16 protein-coding genes are annotated in these 21,281 nt (G+C 35.0%); 2 read left to right on the forward strand and 14 right to left on the reverse strand.

Features of this window, described 5'->3' with window-relative positions:
* Nucleotides 1-35 precede the first annotated feature (35 nt).
* From mutL to miaB, 6 genes are all read right to left on the reverse strand, one after another.
* Nucleotides 36-1,964 carry a DNA mismatch repair endonuclease MutL gene (gene mutL / locus BN349_RS10245; RefSeq protein WP_019242214.1) on the reverse strand — a complete coding sequence of 643 codons (1,929 nt, stop codon included), beginning with the start codon at nucleotides 1,962-1,964 and terminating at the stop codon, nucleotides 36-38.
* Nucleotides 1,965-2,053: 89 nt separating this feature from the next.
* Nucleotides 2,054-4,672 carry a DNA mismatch repair protein MutS gene (mutS, locus tag BN349_RS10250; RefSeq protein ID WP_019242215.1) on the reverse strand — a complete coding sequence of 873 codons (2,619 nt, stop codon included), beginning with the start codon at nucleotides 4,670-4,672 and terminating at the stop codon, nucleotides 2,054-2,056.
* Nucleotides 4,673-5,124: 452 nt separating this feature from the next.
* Nucleotides 5,125-5,658: an outer spore coat protein CotE gene (gene cotE, locus BN349_RS10255; RefSeq protein ID WP_019242216.1), complete on the reverse strand. Its 534-nt coding sequence runs from the start codon at nucleotides 5,656-5,658 to the stop codon at nucleotides 5,125-5,127.
* 754 nt (nucleotides 5,659-6,412) lie between these two features.
* Nucleotides 6,413-7,060 carry a DNA alkylation repair protein gene (locus BN349_RS10265; RefSeq protein WP_019242218.1) on the reverse strand — a complete coding sequence of 216 codons (648 nt, stop codon included), beginning with the start codon at nucleotides 7,058-7,060 and terminating at the stop codon, nucleotides 6,413-6,415.
* 198 nt (nucleotides 7,061-7,258) lie between these two features.
* Nucleotides 7,259-7,690 carry a RicAFT regulatory complex protein RicA family protein gene (locus tag BN349_RS10270; RefSeq protein WP_019242219.1) on the reverse strand — a complete coding sequence of 144 codons (432 nt, stop codon included), beginning with the start codon at nucleotides 7,688-7,690 and terminating at the stop codon, nucleotides 7,259-7,261.
* 2 nt (nucleotides 7,691-7,692) lie between these two features.
* Nucleotides 7,693-9,231 carry a tRNA (N6-isopentenyl adenosine(37)-C2)-methylthiotransferase MiaB gene (gene miaB, locus BN349_RS10275; RefSeq protein WP_019242220.1) on the reverse strand — a complete coding sequence of 513 codons (1,539 nt, stop codon included), beginning with the start codon at nucleotides 9,229-9,231 and terminating at the stop codon, nucleotides 7,693-7,695.
* 577 nt (nucleotides 9,232-9,808) lie between these two features.
* Between miaB and BN349_RS10285 the strand changes: the two genes are divergently transcribed.
* Nucleotides 9,809-10,498 carry a YjjG family noncanonical pyrimidine nucleotidase gene (locus BN349_RS10285; protein ID WP_019242222.1) on the forward strand — a complete coding sequence of 230 codons (690 nt, stop codon included), beginning with the start codon at nucleotides 9,809-9,811 and terminating at the stop codon, nucleotides 10,496-10,498.
* 131 nt (nucleotides 10,499-10,629) lie between these two features.
* Here BN349_RS10285 and BN349_RS10290 read toward each other — a convergent pair whose 3' ends face one another.
* The gene (locus BN349_RS10290) at nucleotides 10,630-11,805 is read right to left on the reverse strand and encodes a glycine C-acetyltransferase (protein ID WP_019242223.1); all 1,176 of its coding nucleotides are present in this window, start codon (nucleotides 11,803-11,805) and stop codon (nucleotides 10,630-10,632) included.
* A 26-nt stretch (nucleotides 11,806-11,831) separates the two neighbouring features.
* Nucleotides 11,832-12,860 (reverse strand): L-threonine 3-dehydrogenase, encoded by a 1,029-nt coding sequence (gene tdh / locus BN349_RS10295; RefSeq protein WP_019242224.1) that lies wholly within the window; start codon nucleotides 12,858-12,860, stop codon nucleotides 11,832-11,834.
* 280 nt (nucleotides 12,861-13,140) lie between these two features.
* On the opposite strand from tdh, the gene BN349_RS25885 reads away from it, so the two are divergent.
* A complete protein-coding gene (locus tag BN349_RS25885; RefSeq protein WP_157381027.1) occupies nucleotides 13,141-13,386 on the forward strand; it encodes a hypothetical protein in 246 nt (81 codons plus the stop codon).
* Between the two features lie 99 nt (nucleotides 13,387-13,485).
* On the opposite strand, the gene BN349_RS10305 is transcribed toward BN349_RS25885, so the two are convergent.
* The 6 genes from BN349_RS10305 to recA all read right to left on the reverse strand — a co-directional run bounded on the left by BN349_RS10305 (nucleotide 13,486) and on the right by recA (nucleotide 21,036).
* The gene (locus BN349_RS10305; RefSeq protein ID WP_019242226.1) at nucleotides 13,486-14,352 is read right to left on the reverse strand and encodes a 2-oxoacid:ferredoxin oxidoreductase subunit beta; all 867 of its coding nucleotides are present in this window, start codon (nucleotides 14,350-14,352) and stop codon (nucleotides 13,486-13,488) included.
* A 1-nt stretch (nucleotide 14,353) separates the two neighbouring features.
* A complete protein-coding gene (locus BN349_RS10310) occupies nucleotides 14,354-16,084 on the reverse strand; it encodes a 2-oxoacid:acceptor oxidoreductase subunit alpha (protein ID WP_019242227.1) in 1,731 nt (576 codons plus the stop codon).
* A gap of 400 nt (nucleotides 16,085-16,484) precedes the next feature.
* Nucleotides 16,485-16,745: a stage V sporulation protein SpoVS gene (gene spoVS / locus BN349_RS10315; RefSeq protein WP_019242228.1), complete on the reverse strand. Its 261-nt coding sequence runs from the start codon at nucleotides 16,743-16,745 to the stop codon at nucleotides 16,485-16,487.
* A 295-nt stretch (nucleotides 16,746-17,040) separates the two neighbouring features.
* On the reverse strand, nucleotides 17,041-17,838 hold the full coding sequence (locus BN349_RS10320; protein ID WP_019242229.1) for a TIGR00282 family metallophosphoesterase: 798 nt from the start codon (nucleotides 17,836-17,838) through the stop codon (nucleotides 17,041-17,043).
* A gap of 183 nt (nucleotides 17,839-18,021) precedes the next feature.
* Nucleotides 18,022-19,584, reverse strand: coding sequence for a ribonuclease Y (gene rny, locus BN349_RS10325; protein WP_019242230.1), 1,563 nt, complete (start codon nucleotides 19,582-19,584; stop codon nucleotides 18,022-18,024).
* Nucleotides 19,585-19,989: 405 nt separating this feature from the next.
* Nucleotides 19,990-21,036: a recombinase RecA gene (gene recA / locus BN349_RS10330; RefSeq protein WP_019242231.1), complete on the reverse strand. Its 1,047-nt coding sequence runs from the start codon at nucleotides 21,034-21,036 to the stop codon at nucleotides 19,990-19,992.
* Nucleotides 21,037-21,281 lie beyond the last annotated feature (245 nt).

The raw sequence follows: 21,281 nt of genomic DNA on the forward strand, positions 1-21,281 counted from the left end.
AAGCTATACTTGTAAAATCACCCTGCTTTTCATTATTACATAATTCTTTTAAACATTTTTTCAATATCATACGTTGAAAAATGGATAATAATCGGTCTACCGTGTGGACATGTAAACGGATCAGAACTGTGACGCAATTGTTCAAGCAGTGATGTAATTTCATCATGTCTCAAATGATGATTCGCTTTAATAGAAGCTTTACAACTCATCATAATAGCTGCTTCTTCTCGCAATTTCTTAATATCCACTTTTTTCATCTTCAATAACTGATTAAGAATATCTTCAATTAATTCTTGTTCATCACCACTAGGAAACCATTGAGGGTGAGATCGGACGATAAAAGCATTTTGACCGAATTCTTCTAAATAAACCCCAACCTCTTGCAGGAGATCTATATTTTCTTGTATTTTTATCGTTTCATCTGTTGAATACTGTAATGTAATTGGAACTAATAAATCCTGTAACTCATTACCTACTTGACCAACATGTTCGCGGAAGAATTCATATTTTATCCTTTCTTGGGCAGCATGTTGGTCAATCATGTACATACCGTTTTCATTTTGAGCAATAATGTATGTCCCATGTAGCTGACCAATAGGATATAGAGTTGGAATTCTACTTGTAACATTAACTGGCTCTTCTTCTTCATAAGTTGAAGATTCCCCGTCTCCAACTTCAATCGCTTCTTCTTCCGATTCATATACTTCTACATCTTCCATATCTTTTGAAATACTTTCAGGATCTTTCGTTTCAACGAAAGGACGTGTCATTTCAAATGACGATTCTTTGATTACAGGAGAAGGAACCTCTATTTTTTCACCATCTTTTTGACCGTCTTCTCGAATGGATTGCATAAAAGCAGAAATAATTTGTGGATCTGGTTTTTTCGGTTTATCCACTCTTCCTTCTAGTTGAAAACTTACCTGTTCTGATTGTTGCTTAACTTTTGGTTTCTTTTCAACATTGGAAGGAATTAAAGTTTCCTTCTTAAAAATAGAAACTATCGTTTTAGAAATTAACTCCATCAGCTCTTGCTCTTTACTTAAACGAACCTCTAGTTTAGCTGGATGAACATTCACATCTACTAAAATAGGATCCATTTCTATATCTAATAACACAATTGGGTATCGACCTATTGGTAAAAGTGTATGATATCCATCAAGGATGGCTTTAGATAATAAGTAGTTCTTTATATAGCGGCCATTGATCATTAAAGACATATAGTTTCTTGATGCTCTCGTACATTCAGGTAAAGAAATATATCCCTTCAATTTAAAATCGAGCGATTCCGCCTGAATGGGCTTCATATTTTTCGCAATGTTAAACCCATAAATTGCCGCTAATACAGCTCTTACATCTCCGTTCCCATTTGTATGCAAAATCGTTTTACCATTATGAGAAAGCTTAAATGATATATCGGGATGAGACATGGCTAAACGATTGACTACATCCGTAATATTCCCAAGCTCTGTATGAACTGTTTTTACATATTTCAAACGAGCTGGTGTGTTAAAAAACAAGTCTGAAACAGTAATGTCTGTACCTTTTCTTGCAGAACTTGATGTAGAAGAAAGAAGCTTACCTCCTTCTAATACAACATGGGTCCCAGCCTTGTCTCCTGTACTCGTTTTAATTTCTAACATAGAAACAGATGCTATACTTGGAAGAGCTTCCCCTCTAAAACCGAGTGTTCGAATACGGAATAAATCATTTTCATTTTTTATTTTACTCGTAGCATGTCGGTCGAAGGCTTTTAATACATCTTCTTCCTCAATTCCATCTCCATTGTCAATAATACGAATACTTTTTAAGCCCGCTTCTTCAATTTCAATTTCAATGATAGTGCTATTCGCATCTATACAGTTCTCCGTAAGTTCTTTTACAACCGACGCAGGTCTTTCTACTACTTCCCCTGCAGCGATTTTATTCGATAAATGGTCACTTAGTTGGACGATTTTCCCCAAGATGTTCACCTCTTTCATTCATAAAGTACAGCTTTGAGCGATACAAGATTTGGATCTTCCAGCATGATCACAGATTCACAGTACGTTCTTTATTGATTAGCTTTCTTCTGAAGTTCATAAAGAGCATTCATAGCATCTAAAGGTGTCATCTCTAAAATATTTAAAGCTTTAAGCTGCTGAATACATTTATGCTCATTTGCATGTAGCTTGTCTTTTTTCGATTCAATTGCTGGTTCAAAAAACGAAAGCTGTGCTTCAGCTTCTTTACTTTTTTTAGCACTCGCTATTTCGATTTCCCCATTTGCTACCACTACTGAAGTAGTGCTCGGCTTATCAGACTCAAATTGCTGTAATAATTCGTTAGCTCTTTGAATTAAATCATTTGGAAGATCTGCAAGCTGTGCAACATGAATACCATAACTTTTATCTGCTGCACCCTCTTTAATTTTGTGCAAAAATACAACTTTTCCATTTTGCTCTATAGCACTTACATGTACATTTTTCAACTGATGCAAGCTATTTTCTAATGTCGTTAATTCATGATAATGGGTTGAAAATAGTGTTTTAGCACCGATTTTTTCATGTATATACTCTATAATCGCTTGTGCTAATGCCATACCATCATAGGTTGAAGTACCTCTACCTATTTCATCGAATAAAATTAAACTATTTTGTGTTGCATGCGCGATGGCATGATTCGCTTCTAGCATTTCCACCATAAAGGTACTTTGACCAGAGATCAAATCATCCGCTGCACCTATTCGAGTAAAAATTTGATCAAAAATAGGTAACTCTGCTCGTTCAGCCGGTACAAAACATCCGATTTGAGCAAGCACTGCCATTAAAGCGACTTGTCTCATATACGTACTTTTACCTGACATATTTGGCCCTGTTATTAAGAGCATTTCTCTTTCCGTATTCATAAAGCAGTCGTTAGGTACATATTGTTGTTTTTGCATAACTTTTTCAACGACCGGATGTCGGCCTTCGACAATATGAATTTTACGATCATCTGAAAATAATGGTTTTGTATAATGACGATTTTCACTAACTGTTGCAAAGCATTGAAGAACATCGAGACTGCTTATACACTTTGCTAAAGCCTGAAGTCGTGGAATATATTCTTTTACATGTTCTCGAATCGTAGTAAAAATAGAATATTCAAGCTCGACCATTTTTTCTTCAGCTTCCAATATTAACGACTCTTTTTCCTTTAATTCCGGAGTGATGTATCTCTCGGCATTCGTTAATGTTTGTTTTCTCTCATATCTTCCTTCTTCAAGTAAATGAATATTAGCCTTCGTTACTTCGATATAATATCCAAATACACGATTGTATCCAATTTTTAATGATTTAATGCCTGTCAAATCACGCTCTTGCTTTTCTAATGAAGCTATCCAAGTTTTCCCGTTTCGACTAGCATCTCGATATTCATCTAATTGTTGATCATAACCATCTTTAATCATATTTCCTTCTTTAATTGCTAAAGGAGGATTCTCTAAAAGAGATTGTTCCAGAAGATCCGCTACTTCTTCACACGGATCTAGTTGTTCAATAATCTCTTGTAGTTTTGAGTTATTCATCTCTGCCAGAATGTTTATAATATGAGGTACTTGCTGTAATGATTTTTTTAACGCTATTAAATCACGTGCATTCACATTTCCGAATGCTACTCTTCCAGAAAGTCTTTCTAAATCATAAACTTCCTTTAGACTTTCTCTTAATTCCTGACGATTAAAATAATTTTCGAGTAATACTTCAACAATACCATGTCGATTTGCAATACTCTCTTTTGACAGCAACGGTCGATCAATCCATTGCTTTAACATTCTAGCTCCCATGGCTGTTTTTGTTTCATCTAACAGCCATAATAATGAACCATTTTTTCCTTTTGAACGGATCGTTTCCGTTAATTCAAGATTTCTTTTTGAATGATAATCTATTTTTAAGTAATGATCTGTTTCATAGGTTACTGTAGGTTGTATATGGTCCAAACTGCGCTTTTGCGTTTTGAACAAATAATGAAGAAGTCGAGAAGTTGTAATGATCAGTTTTTCTTGATTTAATTCAGTCGTAATCTTTTGAATGTCCTCATTCATAAAAATGTCATCTTCCATTGAAAAGACAATTTGATGTCTTTCTTTTAACTGATCTCTTAATTCTTCTGGAAATTCATTAGAAATAACTACTTCCTTTGCAGCTAACGCTGTTACTTCATTTAAAACATCCTGAAATGAATTTGATAGAAGAGTTACTTTGTTCTCACCTGTAGAAAGATCTGCAAACGCAAATCCGAATGTATGATCCTCAAATAACGTAATGGATGTTACATAATTATTCTCTTTTTCATCTATACCACGTCCTTGCATAACTGTACCTGGCGTTACTAGTTGCACGACTTCACGTCTAACTACGCCTTTTGCTTGTCGCGGGTCTTCTACTTGTTCACAGATGGCTACTTTAAAGCCTTTTTCAATTAATGTATCAATATAATTAGCAGCAGAGTGATAAGGAACACCGCACATCGGAATTTTTTCCTCAGTGCCACCCTCTCTACTAGTCAATGTAATTTCTAATTCTTGTGATGCTTTAATTGCATCGTCAAAAAACATCTCATAAAAATCGCCTAAACGAAAAAATAAAAAGGCATCTTGATAATCTGCCTTCACCTGCAAATATTGCATAATCATTGGCGTATAAGTGGCCATACCTTTTCAAAACCTTTCCAACATTAGAATCAACATCACTCATTATATCATTTTATAAGAGAGATTATAAGAAAAACCGTCACTGGTCCTTTTTGGTTTTACCTTACCTTTAAAAAACATTTTATCTAAAAACTTTTGCTTGCTATAATTTGATATCAATCAAAAAGGAGACATGCGGCAGCAATTAGCCCAGCCTTCTTTGGAGGAGTGGGGTACTCCTCTAATAAGGTCTAGCTTATTGCCGAGCATGGCAAGTGAAAGGTTAGACAGAAGAAAAACCGTCACTGGTCCTTTTTGGTTTTACCTTACCTTTTAAAAAACATTTTATCTAAAAACTTTTGCTTGCTATAATTTGATATCAATCAAAAAGGAGACATGCATCAGCAATTAGGTTTAATTGTTAGAAATAAAAAAACTAGGAAGGTTCCTCCCTAGTTGTGTAACAACTTCTATTATTGTTCAACAATGAAATCTGGATTAATTTCTTCAAATTCTTCTTCATCTACATCATTGTACCAATCGTCGTCGTTACATTGCCCATTTGGACTTACTGCAACACATACTTTTGTTTCTCCAATTACTTCTACGAAAAATTCTTTTTCTACTTCTACATCTATTTTTTGCCCATCAGCTAATATACACGCTTCAATGCAATTTGGTTGTTGAACCACTTTAACGATAATTTCACGATCATCATGGCAATCTACATCACGATATTTTAAATTTACCGAGTCAGTGTATTGTACTTTTTCTGTCTTAACACCAGTTTTCGTATTTTTATTGTACGAATACCAAATGCTTACATCATAGCTTCCACTGATTTGTATTTTTTTGCCAACCTTTTTAGCTGTGTAATGATGATTGATAATCCAACAACCAAGAATGCTGGAAGGATGATGATCAGGACAAATGGTTTCATTGGACTTTGTAAATTTACGTCCTTTTGCCACCACAGCCTTCGTAATAATTTCTCTAAAGTGTGACATGTAGCGTACCCTCCTCATTCAGTTTCATTTCATCCTATGCGGGTTAAATGACTAGTGTGATAATATTTTAATTCAACAAGATTATTAGGCATTTTTTATAATTCATTGTATGCACATTATATCTGTATGTGCTTTTCCAACTTAAAAAGGCGTCATTAATCCTTGATAAATAAACTGGAACGGAAGTCAACTAATACTCACTGCTAGTTTATATACAACAAAGTTAAAGGAATGAACACTTTAATTAACTTGATTCGTAATTTCGAAAATAGCTACTTACACCCAAAATATAAGAGAATTAAATAATGTAAGTCCAACGAAAACAAAACCAACAAATCCTGCTCCGATCCCATTGATCGTTGAAAAAAGGATAAAAGGAGATAAAAGGAATGCGAACATTATAAACAAAGCCTTAATACCCCCATTTAATTAGAAAACTAATCGCTTATTCTTCTCTGTGGCTCGTTAACTATTGTTTTTTACTTTTACTAAATAACGAAACTAATAACACGAAAGTTGCAAAAGTCATTTTCACAGATTATAACAATAACCTTTTAGAAAAGAATCTAAATAAAAAGAACTCCTAAGCTTTAATGACGAAAGCTTAGGAGACTCGATTTTACGGTCCAATCAACCGAACTCTTTATCCACCAATTTTTTGAACGTATTAAAAAAAATACCTTTTTGAAAGCAGCCTTTCAATAAGATTGTTGTTAACTCTGTACGATTTTTATTAGAATTCACTTCATCAGTGTTAGCGAGATAAATATTTGCTAGCTTCTCTAACACTTAATTTATCAAGTGTATGCTGTTCTAAGAAAGCTATTACCCAATCTTTATTTGTTTTGGAATATTCCCTTAGTGCCCAACCAATCGCTTTATTTACGAAGAATTCCTTCGTATTTGTATTTGATGTAATTGCCTTTGCTAAAAAGGTAGTATCTGTTTGTTCTTTAAATTTCAACTGACAAATTATCGAAACACGCTTTAACCAAATGTTTTCTGCACGAATCCAAGTTTCAACTTCTTCTTTCACATTTGGAAATTTTAAAAACAAATACCCGACAATTGGATTGATGGCATCCACTGAATCCCACCATGAATTAGTCGTTATCAGCCACTTAACTCGCAATAAATCATTTTCGTTAAGCTTCGCTTTCATCGCATCCAAATATGTTATAGCTAGATAATGAAGCTCTCGGTAGGGTTGTTTATAGCATTCCTCTATAAAAGCCCAATCTATCTTGACATCCTGTTTTTTTTCCTTTATAAACTCTTTATTTAAAATCGTTCTTTCAGGTTTTTGAATACCTAAAAACAAGAAATGATTTTTCATATACGCTGCCATTTGAATCGCTTTTTCTTCATTTTTAGCATCCTTATACCTTTGAAATATATCCATTATGGTTTAACACCTCACTTATTATTAAACATTATTGCCTATTGGGGGTATAGATTGCATTCTGCTCCCACGATGCCTATATCCCGCTCTCCAATCGCGCACTATTTTTTCCCTTAGACAATCACATTGATAAATAACCATCTTTTAGAAAATAGCCTTAAGAAAAGAGGATGCCCTTTAAGACATCCCCTTTTCTCATTATGAGCAACTATTTTTAGAGCTATTTTTTATTTGTGCACCTGTTTCCCCACGTAAGATATCTCCACCAGTTGATTCAACAATTAAATCCGTAACTTTATTAGATATAGCTGAGGATACTAATTGTAAAAGTTCATTCACATCAACCTGAGATTGTTTAAACTCTTGCACTACTGGTATTTCACTTATTTGCTCTTCAATTGCTGTTATTTTATCTTGTACTTGCTTATACGCTTTTTCTTTTCCGTAATGTTCAAAGTTGATAGATTGTTTTTGCAAACTTTTAAGACTTGCTATTAATTCACGTACTTTTTGATTTTCATGAATTTGTGCTTCAGCTTTCTTGAAGAAATTTACCTCTTCAGTTTCAGCCATCATTGCTGCAAGTTCTTCCGCCTTTTGAATAAGATCGTCTTTTGTATAATTTGCCACTCTTATTTCACCTCTATCGTTTGATCCACCATTTCTCCGTTTAATGACCAAGTTTTTGCATCTGTAATTTTGACCTTAACAATTGTTCCAATCGCAGATTTTGGCCCTTTGAAGTTTACCAGCTTGCTTTTCTTTGTATATCCCGCTAAAACATCTGGATTCTTCTTACTTTCCCCTTCAACTAACACTTCAACAGTTTTTCCTAGATATGATTTCATTTTTTCAGCACTGATTTCATTAACTACTGCATTTAAACGTTGTAAGCGTTGTTTCTTGACCTCCATAGGTACGTTATCTTTCATCTTAGCAGCAGGTGTTCCTTCTCGAGGTGAATAAATATACGTATAAGCCGTGTCAAACCCTACTTGTTTATATAATGAAAGTGTTTCTTCGAATTGTTCTTCTGTCTCGTTTGGATATCCAACAATAATATCAGTCGTTAACGACAGATTTGGAATCGCCGCTTTAATTTTATCTACTAGTTCTAAATATTGTTCACGATTATATTTACGAGCCATAATTTTTAATACTTCAGAGCTTCCTGATTGTACTGGAAGATGAATGTGATCAACCAAATTGCCACCTTTTGCTAATACCTCAATAAGATGATCATCAAAATCACGAGGATGACTCGTTGTAAAGCGTATACGAGGAATATCAATTTTTCTGATTTCGTCCATTAGGTCTCCTAATCGATACTCAATGTCGGTAAAATCTTTACCATAAGCATTCACATTTTGACCTAATAATGTGATTTCTTGATATCCTTGTGCTGCTAAATGGCGTACTTCTTGAATAATTTCTTCTGGACGTCGACTTCTTTCTTTACCACGTGTATAAGGAACGATACAATACGTACAGAATTTATCGCAGCCGTACATGATGTTTACCCAAGCTTTAATGTTCCCTTTGCGTACCTTAGGAAGATTTTCAATAACATCTCCTTCTTTAGACCAAACTTCAATCACCATTTCTTTTGATAGATACGCTTCTTGTAAAATATTTGGCAAACGATGAATATTATGTGTACCAAAAATCATATCTACGAAATGATGCTTCTGAAGAATTCGATTAACTACTGATTCCTCTTGAGACATACATCCACATACACCTATTAATAGGTCCGGCTTTTCCATTTTTAATGGTTTTAAATGACCAAGCTCCCCAAATACTTTGTTTTCTGCATTTTCTCGAATCGCACAAGTATTTAACAAAATAACATTTGCTTCCTTAACATCTTCAGTCGGCTCATATCCTAATGCCATAAAAATTCCCGCCATCACTTCTGTATCATGCTCATTCATTTGACAGCCATATGTGCGGATTAAGAATTTACGTCCTTGACCCATTCCTCTAAATTGTTCAGAAATAGTAAAGTCACTATGATATTGTACGGCTTCTTTCCCACGTTTTTTTGCATCTTTTAGAGATGGTGCTACATAGGTTTTCTCAAAATATTTGCTATAATCCTTTTCGGATTTTTTGTCCGCTGGATTTTGAGTGGTTACTTGTTGAGATTGTTCACGTTGTTTTTCATTCATACGCTAATCTCCTTTCTTTCATATTTATACTCTTTTTATTGAATTGTTTTATATACCACATAAACCAAATAATGTATATAAAAGCTTTATACACATTACAATAGTATAAAGCTTTTAAGGGCATTAAACAATAGTCGCTCCTTTGTCCTATATAAGATTCATAGAAAAAATAAAAGACAGTCACACTTTTGCCTTTTATTTCCTATTCATATAAGAATGTATATTTTAGCAAATCAACTTATTTCATTTAGGCTGTTTTTTACATACTTTGTTGCCTCAGGATGCCCGCTTTCCTCGGAGTTGGTGGTGAGCATTTTCAGCACATAGCCCCTGGAGCCAACTCCCCTGTTGGAGTCTCAATCTTACTCTCCCATTATAAAATCTTTTAGAAAGAGTCTTCTTATAAAATGATAGCCCATTCAATCAAGTATTCGGATTATTAATTTTTGGTATGAGATTTCTCCTATTAAGTTACAACTAAAAATGATATTATTCTTTCATACTTTTCAATCTATTAAAAAACATATCAGATTATGTCATACCGTAAAATAGATTGTAAGAAAGCGGGTGTAGAGTTATGAATACATATGAGACTTTATTATTTGATGTCGATGATACATTACTAGACTTTGGTGCAGCAGAAAAAAATGCGTTACGTTTGCTGTTTCAAGAACAACAAATTCCATTAACTATAGAAATCGAACAGCGTTATAGAACACTAAATCAAGAACTTTGGGCTCGTTTTGAACAAGGCAAAATACAACGTGATGAAGTAGTTAACACACGTTTTTCAACACTGTTTAAAGAATACGACAAGCATGTAGACGGATATTTCTTCGAGCAAAAATATCGTTATTACTTAAATGAAGGAAATCAGTTAATAAATGGAGCATTCGAACTAATAAAAAACTTACACTGTTCATATGATTTATATATTGTCACGAACGGAGTTTCAACAACTCAGTATAAACGACTTAAAGATTCAGGATTATTCCCGATGTTCAAAGATATTTTTGTGTCAGAAGATATTGGCTATCAAAAGCCTATGAAAGAATATTTCGATTATGTAATAGAGCATATACCCAATTTTACAATTGAAAAAGCATTAATTATTGGTGACTCGCTAACATCTGATATAAAAGGTGGCCATTTAGCAGGTATAGATACTTGCTGGTACAATCCAAAAAGAGGTGCTAGTCATAGTAACATACAGCCGAACTATCAAATACATCAACTAGATGATCTTTATACCATTTTAGGTCAATGAAATAGTATTTTTCATGTAAAAAATACTATTTTACAAAAAAGTAGTTAAAAATTCATTCATCAAAGAATTAATACGTTTAGTAGGCTACCTCAAATGATATTTAATCACATATGAGATAGCCTCTCTTCAAATTAAATCAGTTTTAATTCTTTACCTACTTTTTCAAAAGCGTCTAACGCAAGTTGAAGTTGTTGTTTTGTATGCTGAACTGTTACAATTGTCCGAATACGAGCCTTACCCTTAGCAACAGTTGGAAATACAATTCCTTGAGCAAACACACCATACTGTTTTAATCGGTTGGAAAACTGTAAAGCTAGCGCTTCATCCCCTAAGATAATCGGTATAATAGGTGTTTGACTAGCCCCAGTATTAAAGCCAAGCTGATGTAGTCCTTTTTTAAAGAAAGTAGTTTTTTCCCATAGCTGATCTATAAGATATGGTTCATCCAACAAAACATTAATCGCTTCCATACACGCCATTGTAACGGCAGGTGGATGCGATGTACTAAATAGAAATGGTCTTCCTCTCTGTATCAAATAATCAATCAAAGAGTGACTGCTTGCTACATACCCTCCTAACACCCCGATTGCTTTACTTAAAGTCCCAACTTGAATATGAACTTTCCCATCTAGACCAAAATGATTAACTGTACCACGCCCATTATTCCCCAACAGACCCGATGCATGAGCATCATCTACCATTACCATAGCATCATATTTTTCCGCCAATAAAACAATCTGAGGCAATGGTGTAATATTTCCATCCATTGAAAAGACACCATCTGTAACAATTAACCTCTTACGATATTGAGTGGATTGCTGTAAGATTCTTTCCAAGTTCTGCATATCGACATGTTTATATACTTTTCTTGCAGCTTTTGATAAACGAATTCCATCAATAATCGAGGCGTGATTTAGTTCATCAGAGATAATCACATCTTCTGAAGTGAGTATAGTTGATAATATAGCTTGATTCGTTGAAAAACCTGATTGAAAAACTAGGGCAGCCTCTGTATGCTTAAAATGAGCTAATTTTCGTTCTAAATCTTCATGTATCGATAAGGTACCCGCAATCGTTCTAACAGAGCCCGTTCCCACCCCATACTTTTCTATAGCTAGAATAGCTGCTTTCTTTAACCGAGGATGCGATGTTAATCCTAAATAATTATTTGAAGATAGTTGAATGAATTCTCGTTGATTAATCTTAACGATAGAATCCTGTTGAGATTGGAGAGGCTCAATTTCTCGAAAAACTCCCTTCCCCTTCATCTCATCTATTTCAGTTTGTAAATAATCGAACTCGATCATTGCTTATCTCCTCCTTATTTCCCTATCTAAGGATATAAAATAACCTTCCCACAATTACCTGATAGCATTAAATCAAATCCCTTTTTAAATTCTTCCAAAGGATACGAATGAGTTAGCAATGGGAGAACATCCACTTGTTTTGATCTTATTAAACGTGAAACTTGATTCCATGTTTTAAATAATAATCGGCCTGTAATACCTTGTACGTTCAGTCCTTTAAATACAATTTGATTTGTAATATCTAATGCTACTGGCTCTTCAGGCAAGCTCAAAATCGAAACTCTTCCACCATTCGCCACCATCTCAAACCCTTGTTTGATAGCTTGTGGATGACCACTCATTTCACAAATAACATCTACTCCTTGATTATGCGTGATTTGTTCGGCCTTTTGTACGGCATCCACAGTTAAACTATTAATTAAACTTGTAGCGCCCATCTGTTTTGCTAATTGCAGTCTATATTCATTCACATCAATAGCCAATATTTGAGATGCACCTGCTGCCTTACTTATAGCTATTGCCATTAAACCAATTGGACCACACCCAATGATAGCAACTGATTTTCCGACAATTTCACCAGTAAGTACCGTATGTGCAGCATTTCCCATCGGCTCTTGAATGGATGCCACTTCAAACGTTAAATCTTTCGGGTTTTTCCAAACATTCTGTTCAGGAACTGCAATATATTCTGCAAAACATCCTGGTTGATCGACTCCAATGATTTTAGTATTACGGCATATATGTCCTAGACCTTCGAGACATTGAAGACAGTTATGACAAATGATATGGGTTTCTGCCGATACATGATCACCGACCGACACTGATGACACACTACTTCCTATCTCAATTACTACACCAGAAAATTCATGCCCAAATATATATGGCGGTTTAACACGCTTGTTTGCCCATTGATCCCATTTGTAAATATGAACATCTGTCCCGCAAATCGAAGTAGCTTTAACTCTAATAAGAACCTCATTTTTTTTTATGATTGGTATGTTTACATACTCTAGACTAGCCCCAAAACCTCTATGATGCTTCACAAGCGCCTTCATTTTTCCCTCCAAGGTGAACACACCTCTCTTTCCATAAATATATCTATATAAATAGTTTATTTTTTATAACAGATATATTTACTTAGCTGTACGTTTATCGTGTACAAATGATAACGAGAAAAAAATTTATTTTTTTCTTCATTAGTCTTAACCAATCTCAATAGAGATTTGTCGAACCATTATATATACACATTTTTTGATTTCTAGGTACTAGCCTTTTCATCTTGTCCGCGGATTACATACATTACATTGAACTTACTTTTAAGGAGAGTGTTTATAAATGGGAAAAGGTGAAAGCAGTTCAAGACGTAGAGAAAGTAGCTCAAGACGTAGAAACAGACGTTCAGAAAGCAGTGATTGCTTCAGACGTGAACGTAGATTCTGTAGACGTGTAAGAAATTGCCGTTGCTTCGAATCTAGCTCATTCCGTAGACATCGTCGTCGTAATGAGAGTAACAATTTTAATCGCGGTTGCGGTTGTAGAAGAAGATGCTGCGGTGGATTTGGCGGAGGATTCTTCTTTTAAGATCCATTCATAAATAGATCCTTCTATTTTTTGTGATCGACTTAAAAAGCCTCATGGACTATTTCCATGAGGCTTTTTATTATCTGTTATTTATATAGATTACATAAACTCCGCTACTAGCTTATCAAAGCTTTCTTGACTTAACTCGAGGCTTGATTTTGCTAATGCCTCTTCTCCATAACCAGGTACTAATTCTTGATACGATTTACGCTCATTATTTTGATAAATAATACCTGTAACTAGACCATCATGCTCCATTAATGTTTGCATGGCTTGCTCACGATTAGTAGGATCATAGTCTTCTATAGTAGCTAATTTTGTTAAATTTTCTTTGAACCAATCATACGTGTTAATTTTATTATAGGTCACACAAGGACTAAATACGTTAATTAATGAAAATCCTTTATGATTGATTCCAGCTTCTATTATACTAGTTAAATCTTTTAAATCTGTTGAGAAGCTTTGAGCAACAAATGTTGCACCCGCAGAAATCGCTAGTTCCATTGGTGAAATCGCTTGTTCAATTGAACCTTGTGGTGTTGATTTCGTTTTAAAACCAGCAGCTGAACGAGGTGATGTTTGCCCTTTTGTTAATCCATAAATTTGATTATCCATAACAATATACGTAATATCAATATTTCTACGGATGGCATGAACGGTATGTCCCATACCAATAGCAAAACCATCGCCGTCTCCGCCTGATGCAATGACTGTTAATTCACGGTTTGCCATTTTCACACCTTGAGCAATTGGTAGTGAACGGCCATGAATACTATGAAATCCATAAGATTTGATATATCCAGAAATACGTCCAGAACAGCCAATACCCGAAATAACGGCTAATTGTTCAGGCTCTAATCCGACATTAGCTGCCGCACGTTGAATAGCTGCTTGAACAGAAAAGTCTCCACAACCAGGACACCAGTTTGGTTTTACATTATTACGAAAATCTTTAAATGTAGCCATATCAGAACAACTCCTTGCATTTTGAATGAATTTCATGTGGTAAAAACGGGTTACCATCATACTTTAGAATGCTCTTAATTTTATCGACATGGCCTAAATTCATTTTTATAATATTTGCTAATTGTCCAGTAGCATTATTCTCAACGACTACAACTTTCTTAGCCGAAGTTACAAGTGGTAGCATTTCCTCAATAGGGAATGGATGAATTAAACGCATATGCGCATGGTTCACCTTCAAGCCATCCTCTTCTAAACGGGTAATACCCTCCTCGATTACTCCACGAGTAGAGTTAAAACCAACAATTAACAAGTCTGCTTCTTCATGTTTTGCATATTTATGAACCGGATTAGGAAATGAAATGTTTTTAATCTTTCTCATTCTCTTATCCATTTGAGCAACACGATTTGTTGCTGCTTCAGAAGGTTTACCAGTTTCATCATGCTCTACACCTGTAACATGATGGATTCCATTTAACATACCAGGAATGACCCTAGGTGAAACTCCATCTTCTGTTACTTCATAGCGTTTAAAATATCCGTCCACTTCTGGTAATTCACCTTGTACAAGTTTACCACGACGAATCTCTACTTTATTTATATCTAAAGGCTGTACAGTTTGTTTCCCTAACGATAACTGTAAATCAGACAAAACAATAACAGGTACTTGATATTCCTCAGCTAAATTAAATGCTTCAGCCGTATCATAAAAAGCTTCCTCTACTGTACTTGGAGCCATAACAATCTTAGGAATTTCACCATGTGTTCCATATATCATTGCCATTAAATCCGATTGCTCTTGCTTTGTAGGAAGACCAGTAGAAGGGCCTCCACGTTGTGTATCAACGATAACAAGTGGTGTTTCTGTTATTCCAGACAATCCGATTGCTTCCATCTTTAAGGATAATCCTGGGCCTGCAGACGCTGTAATTGTTCTCACACCTGCATAGTTAGCTCCTATTGCCATAGTTACGGCTGCAATTTCATCTTCTGTTTGAATAACAGTACCACCAACTGCCGGTAGTTTTTTGATTAAATACTCCATAATTTCTGAAGCTGGAGTAATCGGGTAAGCTGCCATAAAACGGCAACCACCAGCTAGAGCTCCTAGAGCAATAGCATCATTACCAATCATAAATAGGCGTTGTTTTCCATCGCCTTTTTCCAATTGTAATGAACCTACATTTTGACCTAGCTCATTTACCATATATTCATAGCCTGCTTGAATAGCATCTAAGTTCTTTTTAACTACTTGTTCTCCCTTACGACCAAAGATTTCTTCTACAACTTCTTCAAAAATAGAAATATCTAAACCTAATATTGCGGAAGAAGCACCGATCGCTACCATATTCTTCATTAATGATGTACCTAATTCAGTAGCTATTTCAGAAAACGGAACACTATACATCACAGCCTTAGAATCTTCAGGGCACTGTGGCTTTATTTTAGAATCTGCAATAATGATCCCTTTTTCATGCAGTTCTTTGTAATTCAATTCAATTGTTTCTTGGTCAAAGGCGACAAGAATATCTAAGTCATCTGATACAGAACGAGTTTGTACAGTGCTTACACGGATTTTGTTATTTGTGTGTCCACCCTTTATTCGTGAAGAAAAATGGCGATATCCATATAAATAATATCCTAAACGATTTAAAGCTATACAAAAAATTTCTCCTGTACTTTCAATACCTTCACCTTGCTGCCCTCCAACTTTCCACGAAAGTTGATTGATCATTACTTACACCCCTTTAGTCACACTATAAATGGAAACTTATCTTGGATTATCTAGTACTCTCTCAATAAACTAGAATACAATTTTTTTATAATATTAAGACATTTCGAAGCGATCCTACAGCGAGATGTACTAAACGACTTTAATTCTAGCCTTAACAATGAAAAAATGCAAGCCTCTCAACACATTAAATACAGAAAACAGAAAGAATTTTTCAATAATTCGTATGATTTGATTGATAAACCCATTATATCTTGAACAAAGGAGATTATACTTTGAGAAAGGTTGTCCCAAAAGCCTTCACTAACATCGGTTATCCTTTTTAAAACATGATTTTCTACAAAATAAAGAGGCTTACCAAAAGTTTTACTTTTAGATTGCCTCTTCTTTACATTCTCTCTGTTTAACGTGGTTCCACTATAAGCTTTATAGCAGTTCTTTCTTCGCCATCAATCATTATGTCTGTAAAAGCAGGAATACATATCAAGTCCACTCCACTAGGTGCCACAAATCCTCTTGCAATTGCTACTGCCTTAACGGCCTGATTTAACGCCCCTGCTCCGATTGCCTGAATCTCAGCGGCTCCTCTTTCACGTAGGACACCCGCAAGTGCGCCTGCTACAGAATTGGGATTAGATTTTGCTGAAACCTTTAATATTTCCATTCCTAGCTCCTCCTTGTGTATTTCCTTCTCCATCGTCTTACGATGATGTGACAAATATATTACTTCCATTGCTACTATATTCAACATTTGTCCTAGTTATTACAAATTTATATAAGAGGTTTTCTTTCCTTAGGACAGTTTTCAACTAATCGTAACACAGCTGTTTGTTTCTAGGAGAAGAAAATCCTAATCTCCTAAGTAATTAACCATAGATATATCAGGTTAGCCTATACCCAAAAAAGAGCATCCCCTAAAATAGGAAGATACTCTCTCAACTAATATGATATTTTAGCGCTTATTCAAAAAATGGATGGTCTTCATTAATAATCAACGGCTGAATTTTCTTAGCTACTCCACTTTTTTCATCAATATCAATAAGTACTGCACTTAACTGTGCTCGCCCATCTTTAGGCACAGTAAAACGCGCAGGCATACTGTTTAAGAACTTTTGAATAATCGGCTCCCTAGTCATTCCTAAAATCCCATCATAAGGACCTGTCATACCAACGTCAGTCATATAAGCTGTTCCCTTCGGTAAGATACGATAGTCAGCTGTTTGAACATGTGTATGCGTACCAATTACAGCAGAAACCTTCCCATCTAAAAACCAAGCTAGAGCTTGTTTTTCACTTGTTGCTTCAGCATGAAAGTCTACAAATATGATTGGTGTTACTTTTCTAGCCTCTTCTACTAACTGCTCCGCTTTAACAAACGGACAATCTAATGGCGGCATAAAAGTTCTTCCTTGCAAATTGATAACAGCAACTTGAAGAGCATTCCATCTTATATAAGTAATTCCTGTCCCTGGTGCTCCTTCTGGAAAATTAGCTGGTCTTACTAAATTATTCGCATCCTCAATAAATTCAAAAATCTCTTTATGATCCCAAGCATGATTACCTAGTGTTACTGCATTTGCTCCAGAGCTTAAAAACTGACGATAAATTTTTTCTGTAATTCCTCTTCCAGCTGCTGCATTTTCACCATTTATTATCACGATATGTGGTTTATATTTGTCTTTTAGTTTTGGTAAATATTCTTCCACCATATCTCTACCTGGAGAACCTACAACATCTCCAACAAATAGTAATTTCATTTTATAACCCTTTCTACTTTCAAAAAATACGTTCTTTTAGACTTTGAAAATTATAGCATATAATATTGTTTCATTTAAACAATTAGTCAAAACAAACATTTACTTACTACTTTATTATACCCAAATAAGAAAGAAGAGGGACCCTAAAAGTATGTCTTTTAGGATTCCCTCTTCTATTACACTCTATTTTGCATATTCTACAGCTCGAGTTTCTCGAATAACAGTTACCTTAATATGTCCAGGGTAATCTAATTCTTTTTCAATACGCTTACGTATATCTCTCGCTAAACGATGAGCCTCTAAATCATCAATTTGTTCTGGTTTAACCATAATACGAACTTCACGGCCAGCCTGAATCGCAAATGATTTTTCAACACCATCATATGACTCTGAAATTTCTTCAAGTTTCTCTAAACGACGAATATAATTTTCAAGAGTTTCACTTCTTGCTCCAGGTCTTGCTGCAGATAAAGCATCCGCTGCTGCTACTAGAACTGCAATTATCGATGTTGGTTCTGTATCACCGTGATGCGAAGCAATACTGTTAATGACAACAGGATTTTCCTTATACTTAGTGGCAAGTTCAACACCAATTTCAACATGGCTTCCTTCCACTTCATGGTCAATAGCTTTACCAATATCGTGAAGCAAACCAGCTCTTCTAGCAAGCATTTCATCTTCACCTAATTCAGCAGCAAGTAATCCTGATAAGAAGGCAACTTCCATAGAATGTTTTAGAACATTTTGTCCATAACTTGTTCGGAATTTCAAACGTCCAAGAATCTTAATTAAGTCTGGATGTAATCCATGAACCCCAACTTCAAAAGTTGTTTGTTCTCCAATTTCACGGATATGCTCATCAACTTCTCTTCTCGCTTTATCCACCATTTCTTCAATACGTGCCGGATGGATACGACCATCTTGTACTAATTTCTCAAGTGCTAATCTTGCTGTTTCACGTCTGATTGGATCAAATCCAGATAAAATAACTGCTTCAGGTGTATCATCTATGATTAAATCAATACCTGTAAGCGTTTCAAGTGTTCTTATATTACGGCCTTCGCGGCCAATAATACGTCCCTTCATTTCATCATTTGGCAGAGTAACAACAGATACTGTTGTTTCAGCTACATGATCAGCCGCACATCTTTGGATAGCAAGTGAAAGAATTTCTTTTGCTTTCTTATCAGAATCTTCTTTCGCACGGTTTTCATTTTCTTTAATCATAATAGCAATATCATGTGATAGTTCCTTTTCAACACGATCCAGAATAATGGCTTTTGCTTCTTCTCTTGTTAAGCTAGAAATTCGTTCAAGCTCTGTTTGTTGCAGACGAACCATATCGTCCACTTTGCTTTCCTTCTCTTCAATATGCTGTTGTTTTTGGTTAAGAGAATAATCTCTTTTCTCTAAAGCGGATTCACGTTTATCAAGAGTATCGCTTTTTCGATCAAGATTCTCTTCTTTTTGCAATAATCGATTTTCTTGTTTTTGTAATTCAGATCTTCGTTCACGAATGTCACTTTCAGCATCAGTTCGAAGTTTATGGATTTCATCCTTGGCTTCAATAAGGGCTTCTTTTTTAAGAGCTTCACTTTCTCTAATGCCATCTTCAATGATACGTTCTGCTTCATTCTTTGCCCCTGCTATTTTGTTTTCAGATAATTTCTTGAATACAAAATAACTAACAACTGCACCGACGAACAGAGCAAGCAAAATGGAGATGATAATAATAATTAGATCCATCTTTTCACCTCCTCTTGCTATGAAATTATTTTTAATCATGTCATGTCGGCATGTACATTGTTACTTTTCTTCAATATACAGCACATAGGCTTTTTTTTTTACAAATGTTAAATTTAAAAACATGTAAAATATACATATTAATTGTATAGGTGCAAATTTGGGTTGTCAAGGGGTTGTACCTTTGGGCGCCTATGAATTTTCAGACATTGGTACCATTCAGCCCATACATGTTAACGTACAGTCCTTTTCCAGCTATAGGAAACCACATATTTAAATGACCATAACCTATATTCAACTTTCACAAAGTCAGTATACAACTCCTAATCCTAATATATTATGGTGAAATACCCTTAAAAAGATAAAAAGACTTAGCATTCTAAAGAGTGCTAAGTCTTTTTATATTGCTTATTCTTCTAGAAAATCCATTTCTTCCTGAGCCGAATCTTCTTCTGGAGCAACATGTTCTCCATCTAACTGATAGTGATCACGTATTTTCTTCATAATTTCTGTACGAATAGCATCGTTTTCTTTTAAGAAAAGTTTAGCATTTTCTCTACCTTGACCTAAACGTTCATCATTATAAGAATACCATGCCCCACTCTTAAGGATAATATCAAGATCAGAAGCCATATCAACAATTTCTCCTTCACGAGATATTCCTTCTCCATACATAATATCCACTTCTGCTACACGGAATGGTGGCGCAACTTTATTCTTTACAACTTTAATTTTAGTTTTATTCCCTACAATGTCATTGCCTTGTTTCAATTGCTCTGCACGACGTACTTCTAAACGGACCGTTGAATAGAATTTCAACGCTCGTCCTCCTGGTGTTGTTTCAGGATTTCCAAACATAACTCCTACTTTTTCACGGATTTGGTTGATGAAAATAGCAATTGTATTTGATTTATTAATAGCTCCAGATAACTTACGTAGTGCTTGAGACATTAAACGTGCTTGTAAGCCTACATGAGAATCTCCCATATCTCCTTCAATTTCTGCTTTAGGAACTAAAGCAGCAACTGAGTCAATTACAATAATATCAATTGCACCGCTTCGTACAAGTGCTTCAGCAATTTCTAAAGCTTGCTCTCCAGTATCCGGTTGTGATAACAATAATTCATCAATATTCACACCCAACTTTTGAGCATAAACTGGATCTAAAGCATGCTCAGCATCAATAAAAGCTGCTTGTCCACCAGATGCTTGTACTTCAGCTATCGCATGTAATGCTACAGTTGTTTTACCTGAACTTTCAGGACCATACACTTCAATAATACGACCTCTTGGATATCCACCAACCCCAAGCGCTACATCTAAAGCTAACGAACCACTAGGAACTGCAGAAATTCTGCGGTCAGATTGTTCTCCTAGTTTCATAATGGAACCTTTACCGAATTGTTTTTCAATTTGTTTCAAAGCCATTTCTAAGGCTGCTTGACGATCACTCACTAGAGTTCCCCCTTTTAAATACATGCTAATATCTATTCATTAAAGCGTACTGCTTCTTTGTTTGTTAATAACTATATTTACTATATACTTTTTTCTTTCGTTTGACAAGTAAAAAGCGAACATTTATTCGCTTAATTTCATTGTTAATTTTTCTCTAAAACTTTCATTTTACTTATGTAAATTTTTTTTAATCACAATTCGTTAAGAAAATACCTTTATAAAAAAATAGAAGGTATCTATCAAAT

The sequence above is a fragment of the Bacillus sp. AP8 genome (assembly GCF_000321185.1).
GTDB classification, from domain to species: domain Bacteria; phylum Bacillota; class Bacilli; order Bacillales; family DSM-1321; genus Bacillus_AD; species Bacillus_AD massilioanorexius.